The following is a 22,996-nucleotide window of genomic DNA, read 5'->3' on the forward strand; positions in this document are numbered from 1 at the left end:
ATTATTCTTGTACTGCTTGTGGCTGGAGAACCGTAGAGACGCGGTCGCCTTTTTCTTTACCGTCAGCAATCAACTTCTGAGAAGAGATTTTGTAACGGATTTTGGTACCGCGAATGACACTATCATCTTGAGACAGCATGGCCTCATCTATCATGGTGAGTTGGTCATCAACCATAACGTAGTACAACTCTTTTGCTTCACCATAGAGGGTTTTACCGTCATCGGTGAGCTGAGAGAAAGTCGCCAAATCGCCGTATCCTTCGATTTCCTGAATGGAGCCGTCTTTTGGATCACGGGTTACAATGACTTTATCGGCGTTAATATTGATACTGCCTTGCTTGAGTTTTACGTCACCTAGGAAGGTTACTTTGTTGCTCTGCATATCAAGCTGCTGGCTGTCTGAATCAATATAAACAGGTTGATCCTGATCGGTAGACAGCGCCAGCGCTTGTCCTGAAATCAGCAAACAAGAAATTAGACTAAGGTGTGAGAGTTTCATATCTACCTTGTACATGTTTGTATAGGATGGCGTTGTTTTCAGCAAAGTTGCCTTTCATCGCCTGACCTACTGTTTCAAACTGAGGGCCAACCAAGGTGACTTGATTGTCCGCCCAAAAATCACGATTGTCCAACTGGATGCCAAGCACATCCGTCGACATGGTATCAAAGCCAGAATCTGGCAATAAGTTTTTCGCCAATACGTTGTCGTATAATGTCAGCACATGATCCTGGCCGAGAATGCCTCGGTCAGCAGTAACTTCCCATTCTTGGGTTGTGCCTTCTTTGTAAACTTTTAAGACTGGTTGATCAAAAAAGGTATCACCGCTTTTTGCGTAGTGATCGAGTTTTACGGACGTAATGACATAGCTGCGAATCCCTTCTTCGTTGTAAGAGGTATTCACTAAATATTCACCGCTAAACATAGGTAATTCGGTATCCGGTTCTACCTGAATGTCGAATGTCTTACCTTTATCAAACAGGTAATAAGCGGACCAACAAATAACAAATGCCAGTATCAGGTAACCGATACGGGATAAACTCATATACTTAGACCTTTGTGGACATCAAGTTCATTGCGCGCTTGTAAAATGAGGTCACACACTTCTCTGACTGCGCCGTGTCCGCCACGTATTGAAGTGACGTAATTTGCGCGTTGCGCCAGTAGTGGATGTCCGTCAGCGACGCAGACTTTTAAAGCTACTTTTTCCATGACAGGCCAGTCGATAAGATCATCACCGATATAACCGGTTTGTTCTGGCGCAATATTCAATTTGCTGCAAATGTCCTGATAAGCTTTTACTTTATCGTCTTGCCCTTGGTAAATCAGCGAGATTCCCAGAGCTTTCATGCGATTCTCAACAATGCGTGATTGTCGACCTGTGATGATAGCGATTTCGATGCCTGCATTCATCAAAGATTTTACGCCGTATCCATCTCGTGTATGGAATGTTTTCAGCTCTTCGCCATCATTACCCATATAGACTAGGCCGTCAGAAAAGACCCCATCAACGTCGCATATTAACAGTTTAATCTCTTTGGCAATGTTAAACGTGTTTTGTTCCACGGGTTTATACAGGGTTTCAATCAATTTTGACATCACATCACTCCCGCTTTTAATAAATCATGCATATTTAACGCACCGACAACTTTGCCGTCTAGGCATAGAATTAGGCCATTAATGCTTTTCTGCTGCATAAGGTTGAGACCTTCAGCTGCAAGAATATTAGGGCTGGCGGTCGTTGGATTGGTTGTCATGACTTCGCCAATTAAAGCACTGTGAATGTCGATTCTCTTGTCTAGGATACGGCGCAGGTCGCCGTCAGTGAAAATACCGACTAGGTGCTGGTGGCCATCAACGACGGCAGTCATGCCTAAGCCTTTCTGGCTGATTTCCAGCAACGCTTCTCGTACCACAGTATCTGGTGTTACTAGAGGAAGTTGCTCACCCGTGTGCATTATGTCCGATAGCTTAAGTAGCAATTTTCTACCCAATGCCCCACCCGGATGAGAGAGTGCAAAATCTTCAGCTGTGAAACCACGAGCTTGTAGTAAGGCTACCGCTAGTGCGTCGCCCATAGCTAATGTCGCAGTGGTACTGGCCGTTGGCGCTAAACCCAGTGGGCAAGCTTCTTTCGGAACCGTGATTTGTAAGTGATAGTCGGACAACTTAGCCATGTTAGATTCAGGCTTACCTGTCATGCTGATGATTTTGATATTGAGACGTTTAAGGACTGGGAATAGCCCCAAAATCTCAGAAGATTCGCCAGAGTTAGAAATCGCAAGGACAATGTCGCCAGGTTCGATCATCCCTAGGTCGCCGTGTGCGGCTTCACCGGGGTGAACGAAAAACGCTGAGGTTCCAGTGCTGGCTAGACTAGCAGCAATCTTGTTTCCAATATGTCCTGACTTTCCCATCCCCATGACGGCAACCTTGCCTTCTTTATTGGCAAGGATCAATTCACAGGCTTGGACAAAATCGTCGTTAATATACTGATCAAGCTGCTCAAGGGCTTCGATTTCTGTTTTTAATACATCAAGAGCAGCCGAGCGAAAATCAAACATGTCACTCTCCGGCAGGCAAAACTAAATTTAAGCTGTCATGTTAAGGATTAGGTATCCCTGATAAGCAATAAAGCAGCAGAATAATACAGCACCTTCTATTCGGTTGATACTACGAGATTTACCTAATGCCATTGCAACCAACAGCAACGAAATACCCAGCATGATCCAGAAATCACGCCCCATGGCATATTCGCTGAGGACGGAAGGGTTAAGGATGCCTGGAATCCCCATCACGGCAAGAATGTTGAAAACGTTAGAACCAATGATGTTACCGACAGCCATGTCGTCTTCGCCTTTCATTACGCCCGCAAGCGAAGCTGCAAGTTCAGGTAGGCTGGTGCCAACCGCAATAATGGTCAAACCGATAACCAGATCGCTCATTCCGAAGTACTGCGCAATATATACAGCATTATTTACCAGTGTATCTGCAGCGATAGGTAGGATAATCAAGCCAACCACAACCCACATCGCCGCTTTGCCATTACTAACGCCTTCAGGTACTTCTGACTCTTGGTCCTCTAATAATGGATCAGGGCTGCCGCTGTCTTTCTCTTTTTTACTGATTCTAAGCATGGCAAGGATAAAGGCTGCAAACAGGACAAACAGCAGAACACCTTCATAGAAGCCCAAGTGGCTATCCCAAAGTAAAACACCCGCAAGGATAGTGACGCCGATCATTAACGGTAGTTCACGACGCAAAACCGCAGAACTGATAGAAAGTGGCTTTATCATCGCGGTAATACCGAGAATTAAGGCAATATTAGCGATATTAGAGCCTAAAACGTTACCGACAGCGGTATCCGTTTTGCCGTCCAGCGCCGCAGTAGCTGACACCATCATTTCTGGCGCCGAAGAGCCCATCGCTAGGATGGTCATACCGATCACCAATGGAGAAATACCTATATTTCGGGCTAGAGCAGCGGCACCAAATACGAGCTTGTCTGCGCTCCAAACCAGAAAGATTAATCCAACGACGAGAAACGCTATGGCTTCAAACATGATGATCCTTAATTCAGTGTACAACGTGATAAATTTAACCGTTAATTTTGACGGTTTAGGTGCTAAAAGGGAAGCAATTAATTGTTAACCATTTAAATTGACGGACGTATTAGACTTTTAGAATGAAACAGACTTCATTTAAAAAAATGTCAGCCATAATTAATTGAACAGTGCTTTTAATTTTCACACAATGTGCTTATGATTGCCCATTCAATAAGCTATGGCAGGGTTTACCATGTCCTCATCCGATCTCGTAACCGTTAATAATCTGACGTTTTCTCGTGGAGAAAGAAAGATCTTCGACGATGTCAGCTTGCATGTGCCGAAAGGTAAGATCACCGCCATTATGGGGCCTTCGGGCATAGGTAAGACGACTTTGCTGCGCCTGATTGGTGGTCAGCTATACCCTGAGCGAGGGGAAGTATTGTTTGATGGCAAGAATATTCCGTCACTCAGCCGCAAGCAGCTATATAAAGAACGTAAAAAGATGAGTATGTTGTTCCAGTCTGGAGCGCTATTTACTGATCTTAACGTTTTTGACAACGTAGCTTTCCCTCTTCGTGAGCATACCGATTTAAACGAAGAGCTTATCCGAACCTTAGTGCTACTCAAATTAGAGGCGGTCGGGCTTCGTGGCGCTTCTCAGTTGATGCCAAGCGAATTGTCTGGCGGTATGGCTCGCCGAGCAGCATTAGCACGTGCTATCGCGCTTGATCCTGAACTCATTATGTACGATGAACCTTTTGTGGGGCAGGACCCGATTACCATGGGAGTGTTGGTGGAGCTTATACGTAACCTGAACCAAGCTCTCGATGTCACCTCTATTGTGGTCTCTCATGATGTCCCTGAAGTGATGAGTATCGCTGATTGGGTCTATATTCTGGCTAACGGTAAAATCATAGCCAAAGGCTCGCCACAAGAACTGAGTGATAACCCTGACCCGCAAGTTCAACAATTTCTTAAAGGAGATGCGGATGGCCCAGTACCATTTCGTTATCCTGCTCAACCTATTGCGAAGGAGCTATTCTGATGTTGTCTGACTTCGCGAATTTTGTCGCATCGACAGGACGCAGAGCTATGGGTGTCTGCGAGTCGTTTGGTCGTGCTAGTTTAATGCTGTTTGGTGCACTGGCTTCTCGTCCACGCCCAATCCAAAATTTACCTTTGCTGGTGAAGCAACTCTACAGCGTTGGAGTTCAGTCCCTGATCATTATTGTGCTGTCCGGCTTATTTATTGGCATGGTATTGAGCCTGCAAGGTTATGTCATTCTGGTCGACTTCGGGGCAGAAGGCGCATTGGGTCAAATGGTCGCCTTGTCACTTTTACGTGAACTTGGACCTGTGGTGACAGCTTTGCTATTTGCTGGTCGTGCAGGTTCTGCGTTGACGGCTGAAATCGGTCTGATGAAAGCGACAGAGCAGCTATCCAGTATGGAAATGATGGCTGTCGACCCACTAAAACGAGTTATTGCGCCACGTTTCTGGGCTGGTGTGATTTCCATGCCAATGCTGGCCATGATTTTTATGGCTGTCGGAATTTGGGGAGGCCAGTTGGTTGGTGTGGATTGGAAAGGCATTGACCACGGTAGCTTCTGGTCCGCGATGCAAGCCTCCGTCGAATTGGGCCAAGATATTGGCAACAGCATGATTAAGAGCTTGGTGTTTGCCATTACTGTAACTTGGATAGCACTGTTTAATGGCTATGATGCGATTCCGACCTCGGAAGGTATCAGCCGGGCAACGACACGTACAGTCGTACACTCTTCATTGGCGGTACTTGGTTTAGACTTTGTACTGACTGCATTGATGTTTGGGAACTAAGTATGCAACAAACAAGAAAAATTGAATTATGGGTCGGCAGTTTTGTCCTTGCTGGAATTTGCGCAATTCTGGTGATGATTTTTCAAGTCGCTGACGTAAAGGGCATTGGCTCAAATGATACTTACTCACTGAAAGCAGAGTTCGACAACATTGGCAGTCTTAAAGTTCGCTCGCCAGTGAAAGTAGGCGGTGTCGTTGTTGGGCGAGTGACGGATATTGGCTTGGATACAGAAAACTTGCTACCTGTCGTGACGATGGCAATTGGCAGTCAGTATGACCAATTTCCAGAAACCTCCAGTGTTAAGATCTTAACTTCTGGCCTTATTGGTGAGCAGTACATTGGCTTAACTCCGGGCTTTGTTTTTGATGATGAGCAAATGCTGGTGGAGGGTGACTATATTGAAGACACTAAATCCGCTCTCGTATTGGAAGATTTGATCGGCCAGGTGCTGTACAGCGTCGGCGGTTCTGATTCGGCTAAAGAAGAGGAATAATCATGTTGAAAAAGTTAGTACTCACTTTGGTGACATTTGCTCTGTCGTTTACCGCTTCTGCGGCTCAAATAGATAAAACCCAGCCTTACCAGATGATGAAGCAGGTGTCTGAACAGGCGTTTGCCAGATTGAAAGCTGAACAAGATAAAGTGCACCAGGACCCAGACTATCTCAAAGTGATTGTCGAAGAAGAGCTGATGCCATACGTCAATGAAAAATACGCTGCCCTTAAGCTATTAGGCCCTAACCTGAAAGGAGCAAAACGAGAGGATGTTGGTAAGTTCATTGAAGCGTTTCGTGCTTATTTGGTGAGTTCTTATGCTCAGGTATTGACTCAATACACCAATCAGGACATTAAATTTGGCCCAGAGCCAAAATCCAGACCTAAGAAAAGCATTACAGGCGTTAAGGTTGAAATCATCGATGCGCCACGCCCAAACATCAAACTCGAGTTCAAACTTCGTAAGGACAAAAAGAGTGGTGAGTGGAAGGCGTTTGATATGATTGCAGAGGGCATCAGCCTTTTATCAAGCAAACAGTCTGAATGGAGTGGCAAGTTACGTCAGGAAGGTATTCTTGCGGTAGCGAAAGATTTGGAAGATCTCGCTGCACAGCCAATTCGTTTTGAAGGTAAAGAGAAATGAGTGCCAAACAATGGCTAAGTGTGTCTGACGACCACTACCAAATTACTGGCGCGCTGGATAGAGAGTCGGTACCCGCCTTATGGCGCTCATTATGTAACTGGAAGGTGACCAGCTCTACGATTGAAATCAGCCTAGAACAGGTCGAAAGAGTCGATTCAGCAGGTATGGTTATGTTAATTCATCTATTAGAGCATGCAAAAAAGCAAAACTGTCATATAATGCTCAGCTTCGTGCCAAAACAACTGCTAACTTTATTTCAGTTGAGTAATGTCGAAGAGTTTATCGACGGGCATTTAAAGAATTAAACAGGGGTGAATTGTGGATAGCGCAAAAGTACAACAGATTTTAGAAGAAGCACTTAACCTGGAAGAGCTACACGTTAAAGGTGAAGGCAGCCATTATGAAGTGGTCGCTGTTGATGCTAGTTTCGAAGGAATGAGCCGCGTTAAGAAGCAACAACTGATTTACGCTCCATTGATGGAATATATCCAAAGAAATGACATCCATGCTGTGTCCATTAAAGCTTACTCTCCAGAAGAGTGGGCGCGTGATAAGAAGTTGATGTCACTGTAAGGGTTAATGATGGATAAGTTTCGAGTAAAAGGGTCAAAGCAACCTCTGGTTGGTGAAGTCACAATCTCTGGTGCGAAAAATGCAGCATTGCCAATTCTTTTCGCGTCTATTTTAGCGGAAGAGCCCGTTGAAGTAGCCAACGTGCCGCATCTGCGTGATATCGACACGACGATGGAATTGCTCAAGCGTCTAGGTGCCAAAGTAGAACGTAATGGTTCTGTACACGTTGACCCGAGCAGTATTAATGAATATTGCGCTCCTTATGATTTAGTTAAAACCATGCGTGCATCTATCTGGGCATTAGGTCCACTAGTAGCGCGTTTTGGTCAAGGTCAAGTCTCTTTACCTGGCGGTTGCGCCATCGGTGCGCGTCCTGTGGATCTACACATCCATGGCCTAGAACAGCTAGGTGCCACAATCACACTCGAAGATGGCTACGTTAAAGCTAACGTCGATGGTCGTCTGAAAGGTGCGCACATCGTAATGGATAAGGTCAGTGTAGGCGCAACGATTACAATTATGTGTGCTGCGACTTTGGCTGAAGGTAAGACAGTGCTGGATAACGCTGCGCGTGAGCCAGAAATTGTTGATACGGCGGAATTCCTGAATACGCTTGGTGCTAAGATTTCTGGTGCTGGGACGGACACTATCACCATCGAAGGCGTAGAGCGTCTTGGCGGTGGTCAACATGCTGTCGTTGCTGACCGCATTGAGACAGGGACTTTCCTTGTTGCTGCTGCTGTTTCTGGTGGTAAAGTTGTGTGTCGCAATACCAAGGCTCAACTCCTTGAAGCTGTGTTGGCTAAGCTGGAAGAAGCTGGTGCGAAAGTTGAGACAGGCGAAGACTGGATTTCTGTCGACATGACAGATCGCGAGCTGAAAGCGGTGACAGTGCGTACGGCGCCACACCCAGGATTCCCGACAGATATGCAGGCTCAGTTCACTCTGCTTAATCTGATGGCGAAAGGTGGTGGTGTGATCACCGAAACCATTTTCGAAAACCGTTTTATGCACGTGCCTGAATTAATGCGTATGGGCGCTAAAGCTGAAATCGAAGGCAACACTGTGATTTGTGGTGACGTAGAAGAACTCAGCGGTGCTCAGGTAATGGCGACGGACTTACGCGCTTCAGCGAGTTTAGTTATCGCAGGCTGCATTGCGAATGGTGAGACAATTGTTGATCGTATTTACCACATCGATCGTGGCTACGATAAAATTGAAGACAAACTGTCGGCTCTTGGGGCCAATATAGAGCGCTTCCGGGACTCTCATTAACCTCAGCTAACATTTGTAAGCCGAAACGAGAGTTTCGGCTTTTTTATGAGCGCTAGATCAGTTAGAGTCTTGGGCATATGTTATTGACTGTTTTGTTCTTGGAGAACAACCAATGATTGCACTACTACGTGTATTAGCTGTCGCGATTTTTGCAATTGTGATGTTTGTGTTTGGATGCGGCTATTGTTTACTTAGCCCGCGTAACCCAAAACACGTTTTTACCTTTGGTCGCCTGTTTGGCAAGATGTCACGAGTATTTGGCATCACATTAGAACTGCGTTTACCAGAGGACGCATACAAACGTGGCCAGCATATTTATATTGCTAACCACCAGAACAACTGGGATTTGTTTACCGTTTCTTCTGCTGTGACGCCAAAAGTTGTCACGGTCGGTAAAAAGAGCTTGGCGTGGATGCCGCTGTTTGGTCAGCTTTACTGGCTGACGGGCAACATTCTGATTGATCGTGCTAACCGTTCTAAAGCGAAAGGGACGATTGATCAGGTGGTCGACAGCATGAATCAAAGTGACGTTTCTGTGTGGATGTTCCCAGAAGGAACCCGTTCACGTGGCCGTGGCTTATTGCCGTTTAAGACGGGCGCGTTCCACGCTGCGATTGGCGCTAAGTTGCCTATCGTTCCTATTGTCTGTAGCTCTACCAGTGGGCTTAAACTCAACCGCTGGAATAATGGCCATGTGATTGTTGAAATGCTGCCACCTATCAGTACAGAAGAATACGGTAAGGAAAACATCCGAGAGTTGGCAAATTTATGTCGTGAACAGATGAAAGATAAGCTCGAATCTCTGGATAAAGAAGTAGCAATGCTCAATCAGCAAGCGGGCGTAAAAGCTTAACTTCTAGTTAATGAGATAACGAAATTGAGCCTCAGCATAGACTGGGGCTTTTTTATCTCTGGTGATCATCATATCTAAAACAAAAAAAGGTTGGCGCTTTCACGCCAACCCTTTCAGTATTTATTGCTTATCGCTAGATATCGTCACGCTCAATTGGACAGCTCATACAACGAGCACCACCGCGACCGCGACCCAGTTCATTACCTGGAATGGTCAGGACCTCAATACCGGCTTTGTCGTACTTCTCGTTAGTGTAGACGTTGCGTTCATAGCCAATCACTACGCCTGGCTTCACAGTGAGAACGTTGTTCGCGTCATTCCACTGCTCACGTTCCGCTTCATAGTTGTCACCACCTGTTGTGATGATCTTGAGGTAATCGACACCAAGTGCTTCTTCAATCGCGTGAGTGTAGCTTGGAACTTGCTCGACTTTCATTTCACCGTCTTCGCTGTCTCCCTTAGGAGTCAGGCGCCAAGTATCAAGGTCTTTACGCATGATCTCTGGGTAAACGGAGAAAGTGTCAATATCCATATGGGTCATGACCGTATCCAAGTGCATGCAAGAACGGTGTTTTGGCAAATCGATGGCAATCACTTCTTTTGCTTGACCATTCTTAAATAGGTTTGCCGCTAAGTTCTCAACACCTTGTGCCGTCGTACGTTCAGACATACCGACCAACACTGCACCTTTACCGATTACTAATACATCGCCACCTTCAATATTGGCATTGTCATAATGCAGGTCATCATCACCAAAGTATTTGATGAAATCTTGCCCTGCAAATACTGGGTGCCAGCGATAAATCGCTCGTAGATGGTTTGTCTCACGTTGACGTGCTGGTTTCATCATCGGGTTAAGAGAAACACCGCCGTAAACCCAACATGAAGTGTCACGAGTGAAGAGATGGTTTGGTAATGGCTCGATAACAAAGTCCAGCGGACGATGCATCTTAGGTAACATTGACGAAGACTGTATTGGCAGCTCTGAATAAGCTAGGCCACCGAGCAAGATTGTTGCTAAATGCTCATTATCCATATCCGATAAGTAATGACGTAGGTCGCGAGCAAACGTCGGTCCGTAGCGGAAGTCAGAAATCTGAGTATCCAGTAACCACTCCTTGGCTTCTTTCACTGCCAAGGTCTCTACTAGGAGGTCGTGAAGTAGTAATACTTCGACGCCCTGATTTGTCAGAGTTTGTGCAAACTGATCATGTTCTTCACCTGCTGCTTCCACAGCAAGAACATCGTCAAACAGTAGCTCATGGCAGTTCGAAGGGGTGAGGTGGGTTAACGCTCGCTCTGGGCGGGCTAACAATACACGTCTTAACTGGCCTACTTCTGAGCCTACGTACAACTTACTCATTTTGCGTCCTTACAATAATATCCAGTGCGTATTTATGACAAGGTTGTTATCAAGATGCAAGCAGTAATGTTGGGTTCAAAAACTAGTTTTTATTAAATTCGTGGTTTTTAATTCTTTTGTACTGGCTTTTTGTGAGCTTTTTAACTAAAAATTCAACTGTAAAATATGTGCGCTGACTTTGCGACTCTATTCGCCACGCTATAAGAAGAATTTTGACAAATTAAAATTGAATTCAGCATAGCTATTCATAACTTTGCTAGCTGGTGGCAGAAAGGTATATTTCTATGCAGATCTCATTTTTCCTAAGATATGCAGTGATGAAAAATAAAAACGCATAACTAAGGGTAGGAAACTGTGATCGACGACCACAGATAATTCTGAATCACACTGATGATAAAAAAATGTTAAGTTTCCGATGTTGTGAGCTGGATCCGGTGAGATCGTTAATGATTGCCTCAATAAAGATGACGATCCGAATGGATTGCGGGTAGTAATTTCGCTGGATCCATGCGATATTCCGTTGCGGTAAAAATCGATCAATGTTGTCACTATCTGGAGCCGACTTATGTCTCATGAAGACGAATATCTATCAGTTGAAGAATTAATTGAGATTCAAAAGGAAGAGACTCGCGAGATCATCCAAGCCTTACGAGAAGATGGCAGTGATCCAGATGCGTTGTATGAAATTGAACATCACCTGTTTGCAGAAGATTTTGATACGCTGGAAAAAGCCGTTGTTGAAGCGTTTAAAATGGGCTTTGAAGTATTGGAAGCTGAAGAAACAGAAGATGAAGATGGCAACAAACTGTTGTGTTGTGACGCCACAATGGAATCCGCTCTTGATGCAGAAGCGATTGATGCTCAAGTAGAGAAGCTGATTCACCTTGCAGAGAAATACGACATCATCTACGACGGATGGGGTACCTACTACGAAGGCGAAGATGCGCTGTACCCAGAAGAAGATGACGACGAAGAGTAAAGAGTTGTTGAAGAAACCAGCCCAAAGGCTGGTTTTTTTGTCGCTGTAATTCGTCGAGGGATAAGTATCTTTCATTCAGACGATTCTTTATAATCACCCAAACTTGATCTAGCGCAATTTTAATAAGGGAAACATGCAGCTATCACTCGCAGGCTTATGGCAGATCTCTCCGCTTACTGACCTTTCTGTTCCTCAGGATGACATTACTTTCCCTGCAGCGTTGAGCGCGCGCTTACCTGATACATTGTCCGAACAAGAGATTGCGGAGCAAGAGTGGCACTTGATGCACGATATTGAAGTTGACGAGGCTATGCTGGCGTTCCCAGCCGTTGACTTGGTGCTCGGTGGCGTAGATTACCATGCTGAAGTACGACTTAATGGTATCGCGTTGTTTGATTGTGATGGCTCACAGGTGGAATACAAAAAGGACATTCGCCCTTACATGCAGTTAGGTCGAAATCGTTTTGAGATCCTATTTCTTGAAGAGGAAGAAGAACTTCTATTTGAAGAAGACAGGCTGGATATTTGTCCTTTAGGTGAACAACCTCATCAGAAGTTTGACTCACGAGTGGGTATCTGGAAAGAGCCTTACTTACAGTTTATTCGCCATGTGCGTTTAGATCATGTTGTAACCGAGCAGATCTGGCATCACGGCGGTGGTTGTGAGTTTATGGTCGATCTTCACTACAAAACATACTCACCTGGGCTGATTTCTGCTTCAGTTAAGTTTAATGGAATGACGTATCACCTGCCTATTGATGTACGAAATGATCATGCGAGCGCTCTATTCCAGGTCGAAGCGCCGATCTATTTCGATGCTAGTCAGCCTGATCCTAATGATCTGTATCAGCTAGAAGTGATGTTGGATGGTCAAACGCAGAAATTTAATATCGGGCTGAGTGAAGATCTCTGCGTGACCCATTTCCCGGTGTAGTGGTTTTCAAACGTGAGCAGCTTGCTGTGGAAATAGCGGGCTTTGTTTACGCTGCCACACTCGCTCATGGAAATAGTAGGCGAGAGTATTGATACTTGGTTCAATCGCGGCCATAACGCCACCGACTAACCAGCTCCCTGTCAAAAGATAAGCCACACTGAACGCCACACTAAAGTGTACAACGGCAAAGCTAGTGGTTTTCAGTGCTGTAGCGTTCTCACGTTTTTTCAACTGGGGTGAGGCTTGCCACACTCGTTCATGAAAATAAAATGCAACGGTGTTCACCATAGGTTCGATCATGGCAATCAGACTGCCGATCAAGATATCACCCGTTAATAGATACGCGACCGTGAACGCGATTGTGAAGTGAATAGCAGCAAAGGTTAGTGTCTTTTTCATGATGTGATCCAGTCTTTGGTGTTAATAGGATCATTATTGATAATTATTATCATTAGTTAAATTCGATTGAAACTATAATATCAATCGTTAGTAACTATTAAAAAAGGCGCTCAATTGAGCGCCTTTTGTCTTTATTCAATCCACTTAACCTTGCGGTTTTACCACCAAGACATTGATGGGTGAGTTCTGAACCACTTTACTGGCGACGGAACCTAATACCACTTTATCCAGTTTAGAACGTTTATGGCTTGGCATCACAATCAGGTCGGCACCAAGCTTTTCCGCATAGTCGAGAATAGTCGCGTACGCTTTGCCTTCGGCTACGTGCGCTTTATATACGACTTCTTCAGGAATGTGCTGGACAGCGAACTGTTTCAGCTGATTCTCAACGTCATTTTTCATTTTTGCTGCGGCATCCTTTGGAAAGTAGGTCGCAACCATTGACATGTGAATACCTGGTAATACGTTTAGAAGATGAACTTGAGCATTGGAGTGCTTGGCGTGCCAGACAGCCAGCTCAAGTGCTTTATCAGAAAAGCCTTTGTCGTTCAGATCGACAGGAACAAGAATTTGCTTATACATCGATAGCTCTCTATTCAGTCACAACCATGGAAATGGCTGAGATGTGCATCCTTAGTTAATACCAAATCCACTAGGTTTAAGTGGTTTAGTATAAGTGTAGCCTCACTTCCTTCTATGGAGCGAGGCTAACTAAGTTACGCGCTCAGTTCATCCTTACGAGCTCGTCTTCTCTGGTTCATACCTAGACCGATGAGCAGTAGCAGTGCAGGAACGAAGACCCACTCTTTCATTGGTCGATCTGCATCCACTACAACCGAGCGAATTTCCCAGTCGAAATCAACACCAGCTGCTTCTGCTGGGCTACCGAACTCGACCATATCTACCAACATACGGCCATTGCTGTTATTTAACATCAGACCCATAGATGAGATACGATCTTCAGCGGACTTTGCGCTGTCCTCGAATGGCAGTCGGACGGTCTTCGAGATGAAATCGCCTTCAAGGTTCTCACCCGCAACAAGAAGCTCAATCTCTTGACCAACTGGTAGCTGTTCAGTGATTTGCGCGATCTCTGTACCTGGGTGAAGTACTTTGGCTGGGTAAATTTGATCCCACCAGAAACCAGGGCGGAAGAAAGTAAACGTCAGAACCAAGAGCAGAACCGTTTCCCACCACTTGTTCTTCGTAAACCACCAGCCTTGTGTTGCTGCAGAGAATATCAGCATTGCGATGACGGAAGATATGATCGTGAGCAACAAATGCCACCAACTATCAATACCCATCAAAAGAAGCTGAGTATTGAAGATGAACATAAATGGCAAGATGGCAGTACGAATATCGTAGGTGAAGCCTTGAATACCTGTTCGAATCGGATCCGACTTCGCGATCGCCGCTGCTGCAAAGGCAGCCAAACCAACCGGAGGTGTATCGTCTGCCAGAATACCGAAGTAGAACACAAACAAGTGAACGGCGATTAGAGGGATAATCAGGCCGCTTTGTGCACCTAGCGTTACAATAACGGGTGCCATCAGCGTAGATACCACGATGTAGTTTGCTGTTGTTGGCAGGCCCATACCCAAGATAAGACTGATGACTGCGGTAAACAGCAACATCAGGATGATGTTACCGCCAGAGATAAACTCAACAAAGTCCGTCATAACCAGACCGATACCCGTTAGAGTCACCACACCGACAACCGTCCCCGCGGCTGCAGTCGCAACACCGATACCGATCATATTACGAGCACCAGACACTAGGCTCTCAAGTAAGTCAATAAAGCCTTCTTTGGTTTGCTCAGCAATCGATCCTTGTTTAGAAAGTACGGCCATGAGAGGACGTTGAGTAATCAGGATAAAGATCATGAATACTGTTGCCCAGAACGCAGATAAACCAGGAGAAAAACGTTCGACGGTTAAACACCACACCAGCACAACGATTGGTAGCAGGTAGTGTAAGCCAGACTTAATTGTTGGGCCTGGATCTGGTACTTCAGTCAGTTCGGCATCAATCTCAATCGCCCCTTCTTTGGCATATTTGGCCGAGATATTGACTAAACCGACGTAAGATAGAAGTAGCGCAACGGTGACGATTGGTGTAGCAGCATCACCGAAGACGTCTTTCGTCCAACCAATACCGTAGTACACCGCGGCACTGATGACACACAAGCCGAGGATGGTGCCAGTAAATGACAGCAAGCTCGCGATTAGCGTCGGATTGTGACGACGCGGAAGGCCAGTCATACCCGCTTTACACGCTTCTAGGTGAACAATGTAGATCAAAGCGATGTATGAGATTAGAGCTGGAAGAATCGCGGCTTTAATCACTTCTACATATGAGATACCGACATATTCAACCATAAGGAAGGCTGCTGCGCCCATGATAGGTGGCGTTAACTGACCGTTGGTTGAAGCGGCAACTTCTACTGCACCTGCTTTTGTTCCTGGGAAACCGACACGTTTCATTAGTGGGATAGTGAAGGTACCAGTGGTCACAACGTTAGCAATTGAAGAGCCTGAAACTAGACCTGACAAACCTGATGCCACAACAGCCGCTTTCGCTGGGCCGCCTTTCATATGGCCGAGTAGAGAGAAAGCGACTTTAATGAAGTACGCGCCTGCACCAGCACGTTCTAGCATTGCACCAAACAGTACAAACAGGAATACGAATGATGTCGAAACGCCTAATGCAACACCAAATACACCTTCCGTTGTTAGCCATAGGTGCGACATGGCTTTGTTCAGACTTGCTCCTTTGTGCGCGATAACATCCGGCATGTACGGACCGCCAAAGGTGTACAGCAAGAAGACTGCAGCAACAACCATCAGTGGTGGACCCAGTGCACGACGTGTAGCTTCCAGTAGCAGCACCATTCCTATGACTGCAACCACAATGTCAAATGTTGTTGGAGCACCTGAGCGGCCAGCCAGCTCGGTGTAGAAAATATAGATATAAGCAGCGGAGAAACTGCCGGCTAACGCCAGTAGCCAATCCAGAGCAGGGATTCGATCACGAGGAGAAGTTTTCAGAGCAGGGTAAGCGGTAAACGCTAGGAACACGGCAAACATCAAATGTATCGAACGTGCTTCAGTGTCGTTGAGTACGCCAAAATTAAATATGAACGGCAGAGGGGATGCGTACCAAAGTTGGAATAATGACCAACATAGCGGCACAAACCATAAGATGCGGCCAGGAATCCCCAACGGGGCACGGGCACCTGTGTCGGCTTGAGCTACCATTTCTTGCACGTCTTGAGACGGAGATGTTGTCTTCGACATGTACTTAATCCTTATTATAAATGGCCTGTCTTTTTATGATTGTCAGAACCTGATTTTGCATCTTTCAGTTTAGTGAAAAGATGAAATATTGCTCGGTTGTAAGTTTTTGATAGATAGAAATAAAGAGGAGTTTCAAAAATGTGAAACTCCAAATAATACGATATTGCTCAATACCTTAGAGCTTGCTGCACCAAGGAGGTAGTGACCTCCCTGGTGAACAAAGAGAGGTTACTTAAGTAGACCTACTTCTTTGTAGTATTTCTCAGCACCTGGGTGTAGAGGGATAGAAAGACCAGCTTTCACCATGTCTTCTTTCTTAAGGTTTGCAAACGCAGGGTGCAGACGCTTAAAGGTATCGAAGTTCTCGAATACAGATTTTGCAACGTTGTAAGCAACTTCGTCAGAAACGTTTGTTGTAGTTACCATAGTAGCGGCAACACCAAAGCTGTTTACGTCTTTATCTGTACCACGGTACATGCCCGCTGGAACTGTACTGAATGCGTAGTATGGGTTGTCGGCAACGATTTCATCGATTTTCGCGCCAGTCGCTGATACTAGCTTCGCATCACATGAAGTGGTTGCTTCTTTGATTGATCCGTTTGGATGGCCAACAACATAAACGAACGCGTCGATTTTGTTGTCACACAAGGCTTGTGAACGCTCAGAACCTTTTAGCTCAGATGCAAGCTTGAAGCTGTCGTTAGTCCAGCCCATTGCTTCCATTACTACACCCATAGTCGCACGGTCACCAGAACCTGGGTTACCGATGTTTACGCGCTTGCCTTTCAGGTCTGCAACGTTTTCGATACCAGAGTCAGAACGAGCAATGATGTTGAATGGTTCTGTGTGTAGAGAGAACATTGCACGTAGCTCTTTGTACGGGCCTTGTTCAGCAAACTTACTTGTACCGTTGTAACCATGGTACTGCCAGTCAGACTGAACGATACCGAAGTCCAGCTCGCCCGCACGGATAGTGTTGACGTTGTAGATCGAACCACCTGTCGATTCTACAGAACAACGAATGTTGTGATCTTTACGGCCTTTGTTAACTAGCTTACAAATTGCACCACCAGTTGGGTAGTAAACACCAGTTACAGAACCTGTACCAATAGTGATGAATTCTTGAGCGTTAACCGCGCCAGCACCCATTACAGCAGCTGCAATAGCACCAACTTTAATAAGTTTGTTCAATGCCATGAATTTCCCTTCCTTTATTCATTATTAACCCCATAGCAAGTGTAGTCGCTACGGGAGTTTCCTATTATGGAAACGGCATCTTTTTCAATCCGTATGTTGAAAAAGTGGCTGAATAATACCAAAAAATTGGCACATAATTACACGATTGTTAAAAAATATAGCGAAATTGGCTGGTTTTTGCGCGAAAATTTAACCTGAATTAGCAGGTTAAACCACTGGTGAATCAAGGATTTAGCTTAGTGTGTATTTAGAAGAAGAGATTTATCTAAGATGTGATTTGAGTCACAAGAAGAATGCCATCGAGTGACTCAATAATAAGGGGTTATATCTGAAACTTATCCAGTATATTCAAATAGTTCGCAGACTGAATTGAATAATTGTTCCGTGGTCATATTCAGTGTCGGAGTGATGAAGATAGTATCGTCACCAGCCACTACACCTAAAATGCCTTCTGCTTTACCTAACGAGTCCAGCAAGCGAGCGATAAGCTGAGCAGCGCCCGGTCCAGTATGGATAACCACTAAAGCATTGTTTCGGTCAATATCCAGTACCAGTTCACGCAAAGAACTGGATACTGTTGGTACACCCAATTCTGCAGGTAAGCAGTAGACCATCTCCATCTTAGCGTTGCGAGTACGCACTGCCCCGAATTTAGTCAACATACGGGAAACTTTAGACTGGTTGATGTTTTCGAAGCCTTCATTTTTCAGAGCCTCAACAATATCCCCCTGGGAGCCAAAACGTTCCTCTTTCAATAGCGCTTTGAAGGCACGGACGAGGTTATCTTGTTTTTCTGAATGACGCATGGTTCTCTCTCAACCGTAGTTTTATAAAAATCAAGTGAATATTCTCGCATAGCTATGCAAATTGTGCCAATGCTATCCCTAAAATCTGTCTAACGTGTCACTGTAAACGGAGATGTAAGATTGCAATTTTTAATTACTTAACTCTTTGTCAATAAAGGTAAATGTAAGGATAATAAACACTTGTGTGTAGCACGTTGTTACTGAGTTGCGCAAGGTCGCAAAGCTGACGTTAATTGATTGTAATCAGTATGTGATTGCTATAGCTTTGGACAGCGTTGATTTCAAATCACCCCAAGACTTATAAAGAGATTCATCTCAAGGAGAACTACGATGAAAGTAGCCGTTATTGGTGCCGCTGGAGGCATCGGTCAAGCCCTAGCCCTTTTACTAAAAAACCGTCTTCCTGCTGGTTCAGATTTAGCACTTTACGACATCGCTCCGGTTACTCCGGGTGTTGCTGCTGATCTAAGCCACATCCCAACGCCTGTATCAATCAAAGGTTATGCGGGCGAAGATCCAACGCCAGCACTTGAAGGTGCGGATGTTGTTCTTATTTCAGCGGGTGTTGCACGTAAGCCTGGTATGGATCGTGCAGACCTATTTAACGTCAACGCTGGTATCGTTAAGTCTCTTGCTGAGAAAATCGCTCACGTTTGTCCTAAAGCGATGATCGGTATCATCACTAACCCAGTCAACACTACCGTGCCAATTGCGGCAGAAGTTCTTAAGAAAGCGGGCGTTTATGATAAGCGTCGCCTGTTTGGTGTAACAACTCTGGATGTTATCCGTTCTGAAACTTTCGTTGCGGATCTAAAAGATAAAGATCCAGGTGAAGTGCGTGTACCGGTTATCGGTGGTCACTCTGGCGTGACAATCCTTCCTCTGCTTTCTCAGGTAGAAGGTGTTGAGTTCACTGCAGAAGAAGTAGAAGCACTGACTAAGCGTATCCAGAATGCGGGTACTGAAGTGGTAGAGGCAAAAGCGGGTGGCGGTAGCGCAACTCTGTCTATGGGTCAGGCGGCTTGCCGATTCGGTCTTGCTCTAGTGAAAGCACTTCAAGGTGAAGATGTGGTTGAGTACGCTTACGTTGAAGGTAATGGTGAGCATGCACCGTTCTTCGCACAACCCGTGAAGCTGGGTAAAGATGGCGTTGAAGAGATCCTGAGCTACGGTGAACTGAGTGCATTCGAAAAATCAGCACTTGATGGCATGTTAGAAACACTGAACGGCGACATCCAAACGGGTGTGGATTTCGTTAAGTAAGCCATAAACTAATATTATAAAAAGCCGACTTTGAGTCGGCTTTTTTGATCCTTTTCATCCCCTAGGTTGTAAATAAATAAACAACAAGGGGAGAGGAATATGGATATTACTGAAATCGAAAAAGGTATGCTGGTGGAATGCAAACAGGGTGTTGGAAGAGTATTGGCCGTTGATAAGAAGAACCATGCGATTCTTATAGAGGAGCGTGATTCTCATCAGCAGTTTGCCGCTGACATCAGCGAATTAATGGATGACCCACAACTGCATATAGGTTGTGACAAGTACTATTGATTCCTGACCATAAAAAAAGCGAGCTCAATGCTCGCTTTTTTTATGGTATTTGCAAATTACTTACGAACAGCAATAGCTTCAATTTCGATACCCACATCTTTAGGTAGACGAGCTACTTCCACACATGAACGTGCAGGGTAGTTTGCTACGTTATGCTCATCGAAGAATTTACCGTACACTTCGTTAACTGTACCGAAGTCATTAAGGTCTTTTACGAAAACTGTCATTTTAACGATGTCAGTAACAGACAAGCCAGATGCTTCAACGACCGCTTTTACGTTATCCAGAGACTGGCGAGCTTGTTCAGCGATGTCTGCTGATACTTCACCTGTTGCAGGGTTTACTGGGATCTGACCTGAAGTCAGTACCATGTTACCTAGGTCTACACCTTGTACATATGGGCCAATAGCAGCAGGAGCGGATTCTGTATGAAGTACTTTAGTCATTATTATGTTCCATCTGTTGAGGGTTAACGTAATTAAGGGAAGTCAGTGTGCCGTGAAAGCAGAGCGGCGTAAAGAAAAATCCCTGCTATCAGAGAGCAGGGATTGATAATTTATGATTAAGCGACGATTAACGTTCAGTAACGATTTCCCGTGAGAAGACCTTCTCACAATACTTACATTTTAATCGCACGTTATCTTTTTTCTCGAACACTTTAAAGCTGGTTTCTACCGGTTCATCGTGGGTAATGCAGTTACTGTTTGGGCATTCAAAGACGTTGTTGATCTGTTCTGGTAAATCCAGTGCCAGTTTCTTCACAACCTCGTAGTTTTCAATTTGGTTAACCGTGGCATGCGGTGCGTATAAGGCCAGCTTGCTTGCCTGCTCCTCACTAATAAAAACATTTTCAATCTTAAGCAGGTCTTTATGGCCGAGGGCCGAAGACGGCAAATTGAGGCCAACAGTTACGCGCTGCTCTGACTTATCCATTGAAAAGAGCTTGAGAACTTTAATACCAATCTGAGCTGGGATGTGGTCAATAACGGTGCCGTTTTTGATTGCTTCAACCTGCAATTGAGTTTCTTTAGCCATGATTATTCTCCCGATTACAGTGATTGGTTTAAAACAAGGGCAAGTAGGGCTTCACGCGCATAGACGCCATTTTCAGCCTGTTCAAAGTAATAGGCGTGTGGCGTTTTATCGACATCAACAGTGATTTCATCCACACGAGGTAGTGGGTGTAGCACTTTTAGATTATCGCGCGCGCCTTCCAGCAGGGATGCAGTAAGGATGTAGGCGGATTTGATGTGTGCGTATTCCGACTCGTCAAAGCGCTCTTTCTGAACACGGGTCATATACAACACGTCTAGCTCAGGGATGACAGTTTCCATATCTGTGTGCATGCTGTATTCAATGCCAGCTTCATCCAACTCTTCACAAATGTAATCTGGCATCGCCAGTGCCTCTGGCGCGATGAAGTAGAAACGAACATTGTTAAACTTCGCTAGGGCCTGTGTTAGAGAGTGAACAGTACGGCCGTATTTCAGGTCACCAACAAAGGCAACATTGAGGTTATCGAGACGGCCTTGTGTTTCGGCAATAGAGAACAGGTCGAGCAGAGTTTGGGTTGGGTGTTGGTTCGCTCCGTCACCCGCGTTGATGACAGGTACACCATTGGAGAATTCAGAAGCTAATCGTGCAGCGCCTTCCTGTGGATGACGCATAACAAAGGCATCGACATAAGAAGAGATAACCTGAACCGAGTCCGATAAGGTTTCTCCTTTCTTGGCGAGCGAAGTGTTACCGCCATTATCAAAACCAATCACGCTGCCACCGACGCGCTGGATAGCGGTTTCAAAAGACAGACGAGTACGGGTAGAAGGCTCAAAGAAGCAGCTGGCGATCACCTTGTTCTTGATCAGCTCAGGATTAGGCTCTGCTTTGAGTTGACCTGCGGTTTTGACAATCAGTTCCAGCTCTTCACGAGAAAGCTCAGGAATTGAGATAATGTGCTTGTTATAAAGCGTGTTCGTCATAATCATCGTCCCATCTGCAATTTAGGCAATAAAAAAGCCTCCCAATAGGGAGGCTTTAAAAATCGGTGGAAATAGTAAAAAGACCAGCCAGTAAGCGTTTTGGCTTACCTAATGTAAATCGTTTTGTAGAACACGTTTTACGTGGCATTTGGTCACTACCTCCAGACAAATTGCCGAGCATTATACGCTGAAGATTTGTTAACGCAAGCGATTACATCGAAGCTTTATGGTGCAATTTTTGTTGGTGTTATGAACCGAGTGTTGCGACCATCACAGCTTTAATCGTGTGCATGCGGTTCTCTGCTTCATCAAACACAATCGAGTGGTCAGATTCGAACACTTCCTCGGTGACTTCAAGCCCATTCATACCGTATTTGTCTGCTACTTCCTTGCCTATGGTGGTTTCATCATTATGAAATGCCGGTAAGCAATGCATGAACTTGACTTGCGGGTTACCGGTTTTATCTAGGGTGTCCATATTGACTTGATAAGGCTTCATTTGTGCAACTCGCTCATCCCAAGCTTCTGGAGCTTCGCCCATCGAAACCCACACGTCAGTATAAAGGAAGTCGCAATCTTTAACGCCTTCATCAACGCTTTCAGTCAGCGTGATTTTTGCCCCGGTTTGCAGAGCAATCAGTTGGCAGTTTGCCACCAGTTCCTCTTCTGGCCAGAAAGCTTTAGGGGCGACTAAACGAATGTCCATGCCCATTTTGGCAGCCCCCACCAATAGAGAGTTACCCATGTTGTTGCGTGCATCGCCTAAGTAAGCAAACTTGATTTCATGGAGCAGCTTACCGCGACCATGTTCAAGCATGGTGAGAAAATCGGCCAGTATTTGAGTGGGGTGAAATTCGTCGGTCAAACCGTTCCACACGGGTACACCAGCGTATTGCCCCAGCTCTTCTACGATCTCTTGGCCGAACCCTCGATATTCAATGCCGTCATACATTCTGCCTAATACTCGCGCGGTGTCCTTCATCGACTCTTTATGACCGATCTGTGAACCGGATGGGCCGATGTAAGACACCTGTGCGCCTTGGTCGAAGGCTGCGACTTCAAACGCGCATCGGGTACGAGTCGAGGCTTTTTCAAAGATCAGGGCGATGTTTTTGCCTACGAGCTTTTTCTGTTCTGTGCCCGCGTATTTTGCCTTCTTAAGATCCGCAGATAGATCGAGTAAAAACTGGATCTCTTTTGGGGTGAAATCGAGAAGCTTAAGGAAATTTCGGTTACGTAGATTGAAAGCCATGCTTCAGTCCTTCATT

The 22,996-nt window shown here is 45.4% G+C and carries 27 protein-coding genes; 12 read left to right on the forward strand and 15 right to left on the reverse strand.

The window, feature by feature from the left end:
* Position 1 precedes the first annotated feature (1 nt).
* From lptA to FIU99_RS01810, 5 genes are read right to left on the reverse strand one after another with little or no spacing between them, the layout of a single operon-like run.
* Positions 2 to 499, reverse strand: a complete 498-nt coding sequence (gene lptA, locus FIU99_RS01790; RefSeq protein ID WP_006963166.1) for a lipopolysaccharide transport periplasmic protein LptA — start codon at positions 497 to 499, stop codon at positions 2 to 4.
* A complete protein-coding gene (gene lptC, locus FIU99_RS01795; RefSeq protein WP_006963165.1) occupies positions 480 to 1,043 on the reverse strand; it encodes an LPS export ABC transporter periplasmic protein LptC in 564 nt (187 codons plus the stop codon). The genes lptA and lptC overlap by 20 nt, the downstream gene beginning before the upstream one ends.
* Positions 1,040 to 1,597 (reverse strand): 3-deoxy-manno-octulosonate-8-phosphatase KdsC, encoded by a 558-nt coding sequence (gene kdsC, locus FIU99_RS01800; RefSeq protein ID WP_006963163.1) that lies wholly within the window; start codon positions 1,595 to 1,597, stop codon positions 1,040 to 1,042. Before kdsC ends, lptC begins: the two co-directional genes overlap by 4 nt.
* Entirely contained in the window at positions 1,597 to 2,562 is a 966-nt protein-coding gene (locus tag FIU99_RS01805) for a KpsF/GutQ family sugar-phosphate isomerase (RefSeq protein WP_006963161.1), read from the reverse strand. The genes kdsC and FIU99_RS01805 overlap by 1 nt, the downstream gene beginning before the upstream one ends.
* A gap of 27 nt (positions 2,563 to 2,589) precedes the next feature.
* Positions 2,590 to 3,561, reverse strand: coding sequence for a calcium/sodium antiporter (locus tag FIU99_RS01810; RefSeq protein WP_006963158.1), 972 nt, complete (start codon positions 3,559 to 3,561; stop codon positions 2,590 to 2,592).
* A 235-nt stretch (positions 3,562 to 3,796) separates the two neighbouring features.
* Here FIU99_RS01810 and mlaF point away from each other — a divergent pair, with 235 nt between their 5' ends.
* From mlaF to FIU99_RS01850, 8 genes are all read left to right on the forward strand, one after another.
* Entirely contained in the window at positions 3,797 to 4,591 is a 795-nt protein-coding gene (gene mlaF / locus FIU99_RS01815; protein WP_006963156.1) for a phospholipid ABC transporter ATP-binding protein MlaF, read from the forward strand.
* Positions 4,591 to 5,382, forward strand: coding sequence for a lipid asymmetry maintenance ABC transporter permease subunit MlaE (gene mlaE / locus FIU99_RS01820; protein ID WP_006963153.1), 792 nt, complete (start codon positions 4,591 to 4,593; stop codon positions 5,380 to 5,382). Before mlaF ends, mlaE begins: the two co-directional genes overlap by 1 nt.
* Positions 5,383 to 5,384: 2 nt before the next feature.
* Positions 5,385 to 5,876 carry an outer membrane lipid asymmetry maintenance protein MlaD gene (gene mlaD / locus FIU99_RS01825; RefSeq protein WP_006963152.1) on the forward strand — a complete coding sequence of 164 codons (492 nt, stop codon included), beginning with the start codon at positions 5,385 to 5,387 and terminating at the stop codon, positions 5,874 to 5,876.
* A gap of 2 nt (positions 5,877 to 5,878) precedes the next feature.
* Complete coding sequence (locus tag FIU99_RS01830) at positions 5,879 to 6,520, forward strand: phospholipid-binding protein MlaC (protein WP_006963151.1); 642 nt, start codon at positions 5,879 to 5,881, stop codon at positions 6,518 to 6,520.
* Entirely contained in the window at positions 6,517 to 6,825 is a 309-nt protein-coding gene (locus FIU99_RS01835) for a lipid asymmetry maintenance protein MlaB (protein ID WP_006963150.1), read from the forward strand. The genes FIU99_RS01830 and FIU99_RS01835 overlap by 4 nt, the downstream gene beginning before the upstream one ends.
* Positions 6,826 to 6,838: 13 nt before the next feature.
* A complete protein-coding gene (gene ibaG, locus FIU99_RS01840) occupies positions 6,839 to 7,093 on the forward strand; it encodes a BolA family iron metabolism protein IbaG (RefSeq protein WP_006963149.1) in 255 nt (84 codons plus the stop codon).
* A gap of 9 nt (positions 7,094 to 7,102) precedes the next feature.
* Positions 7,103 to 8,368, forward strand: coding sequence for a UDP-N-acetylglucosamine 1-carboxyvinyltransferase (murA, locus tag FIU99_RS01845; RefSeq protein ID WP_006963148.1), 1,266 nt, complete (start codon positions 7,103 to 7,105; stop codon positions 8,366 to 8,368).
* 112 nt (positions 8,369 to 8,480) lie between these two features.
* Positions 8,481 to 9,221, forward strand: a complete 741-nt coding sequence (locus FIU99_RS01850) for a 1-acylglycerol-3-phosphate O-acyltransferase (protein ID WP_006963147.1) — start codon at positions 8,481 to 8,483, stop codon at positions 9,219 to 9,221.
* Positions 9,222 to 9,354: 133 nt separating this feature from the next.
* On the opposite strand, the gene arcA is transcribed toward FIU99_RS01850, so the two are convergent.
* The gene (gene arcA / locus FIU99_RS01855) at positions 9,355 to 10,584 is read right to left on the reverse strand and encodes an arginine deiminase (protein ID WP_038513651.1); all 1,230 of its coding nucleotides are present in this window, start codon (positions 10,582 to 10,584) and stop codon (positions 9,355 to 9,357) included.
* Positions 10,585 to 11,149: 565 nt separating this feature from the next.
* Here arcA and rraB point away from each other — a divergent pair.
* Complete coding sequence (gene rraB, locus FIU99_RS01860) at positions 11,150 to 11,563, forward strand: ribonuclease E inhibitor RraB (RefSeq protein WP_006963145.1); 414 nt, start codon at positions 11,150 to 11,152, stop codon at positions 11,561 to 11,563.
* Positions 11,564 to 11,696: 133 nt separating this feature from the next.
* A complete protein-coding gene (locus FIU99_RS01865; RefSeq protein ID WP_006963144.1) occupies positions 11,697 to 12,497 on the forward strand; it encodes a hypothetical protein in 801 nt (266 codons plus the stop codon).
* A gap of 6 nt (positions 12,498 to 12,503) precedes the next feature.
* On the opposite strand, the gene FIU99_RS01870 is transcribed toward FIU99_RS01865, so the two are convergent.
* From FIU99_RS01870 to argR, 5 genes are all read right to left on the reverse strand, one after another.
* A complete protein-coding gene (locus FIU99_RS01870) occupies positions 12,504 to 12,896 on the reverse strand; it encodes a DUF2061 domain-containing protein (protein WP_006963143.1) in 393 nt (130 codons plus the stop codon).
* A 144-nt stretch (positions 12,897 to 13,040) separates the two neighbouring features.
* Positions 13,041 to 13,478, reverse strand: a complete 438-nt coding sequence (locus FIU99_RS01875; RefSeq protein WP_006963142.1) for a universal stress protein — start codon at positions 13,476 to 13,478, stop codon at positions 13,041 to 13,043.
* 134 nt (positions 13,479 to 13,612) lie between these two features.
* On the reverse strand, positions 13,613 to 16,192 hold the full coding sequence (locus FIU99_RS01880; protein WP_039952674.1) for a TRAP transporter permease: 2,580 nt from the start codon (positions 16,190 to 16,192) through the stop codon (positions 13,613 to 13,615).
* Between the two features lie 228 nt (positions 16,193 to 16,420).
* Positions 16,421 to 17,389, reverse strand: a complete 969-nt coding sequence (locus FIU99_RS01885; protein ID WP_006963140.1) for a TAXI family TRAP transporter solute-binding subunit — start codon at positions 17,387 to 17,389, stop codon at positions 16,421 to 16,423.
* Between the two features lie 335 nt (positions 17,390 to 17,724).
* A complete protein-coding gene (gene argR / locus FIU99_RS01895) occupies positions 17,725 to 18,195 on the reverse strand; it encodes a transcriptional regulator ArgR (protein ID WP_006963138.1) in 471 nt (156 codons plus the stop codon).
* Positions 18,196 to 18,525: 330 nt separating this feature from the next.
* Here argR and mdh point away from each other — a divergent pair, with 330 nt between their 5' ends.
* The gene (gene mdh / locus FIU99_RS01900) at positions 18,526 to 19,458 is read left to right on the forward strand and encodes a malate dehydrogenase (RefSeq protein WP_006963137.1); all 933 of its coding nucleotides are present in this window, start codon (positions 18,526 to 18,528) and stop codon (positions 19,456 to 19,458) included.
* 99 nt (positions 19,459 to 19,557) lie between these two features.
* Positions 19,558 to 19,749, forward strand: a complete 192-nt coding sequence (locus FIU99_RS01905; RefSeq protein ID WP_006963136.1) for a hypothetical protein — start codon at positions 19,558 to 19,560, stop codon at positions 19,747 to 19,749.
* A 56-nt stretch (positions 19,750 to 19,805) separates the two neighbouring features.
* Here FIU99_RS01905 and FIU99_RS01910 read toward each other — a convergent pair whose 3' ends face one another.
* The 4 genes from FIU99_RS01910 to FIU99_RS01925 all read right to left on the reverse strand — a co-directional run bounded on the left by FIU99_RS01910 (position 19,806) and on the right by FIU99_RS01925 (position 22,980).
* Positions 19,806 to 20,195, reverse strand: coding sequence for a RidA family protein (locus FIU99_RS01910; RefSeq protein ID WP_004747250.1), 390 nt, complete (start codon positions 20,193 to 20,195; stop codon positions 19,806 to 19,808).
* A gap of 127 nt (positions 20,196 to 20,322) precedes the next feature.
* Complete coding sequence (pyrI, locus tag FIU99_RS01915) at positions 20,323 to 20,784, reverse strand: aspartate carbamoyltransferase regulatory subunit (protein ID WP_006963135.1); 462 nt, start codon at positions 20,782 to 20,784, stop codon at positions 20,323 to 20,325.
* 14 nt (positions 20,785 to 20,798) lie between these two features.
* The gene (gene pyrB, locus FIU99_RS01920) at positions 20,799 to 21,728 is read right to left on the reverse strand and encodes an aspartate carbamoyltransferase (RefSeq protein WP_006963134.1); all 930 of its coding nucleotides are present in this window, start codon (positions 21,726 to 21,728) and stop codon (positions 20,799 to 20,801) included.
* Positions 21,729 to 21,975: 247 nt separating this feature from the next.
* The gene (locus FIU99_RS01925; RefSeq protein WP_006963133.1) at positions 21,976 to 22,980 is read right to left on the reverse strand and encodes an ornithine carbamoyltransferase; all 1,005 of its coding nucleotides are present in this window, start codon (positions 22,978 to 22,980) and stop codon (positions 21,976 to 21,978) included.
* Between the last annotated feature and the right edge of the window lie 16 nt (positions 22,981 to 22,996).

Origin of the sequence: Vibrio sp. THAF64 (genome assembly GCF_009363455.1) — a bacterium.
Taxonomy (GTDB): Bacteria; Pseudomonadota; Gammaproteobacteria; order Enterobacterales; family Vibrionaceae; genus Vibrio; species Vibrio coralliilyticus.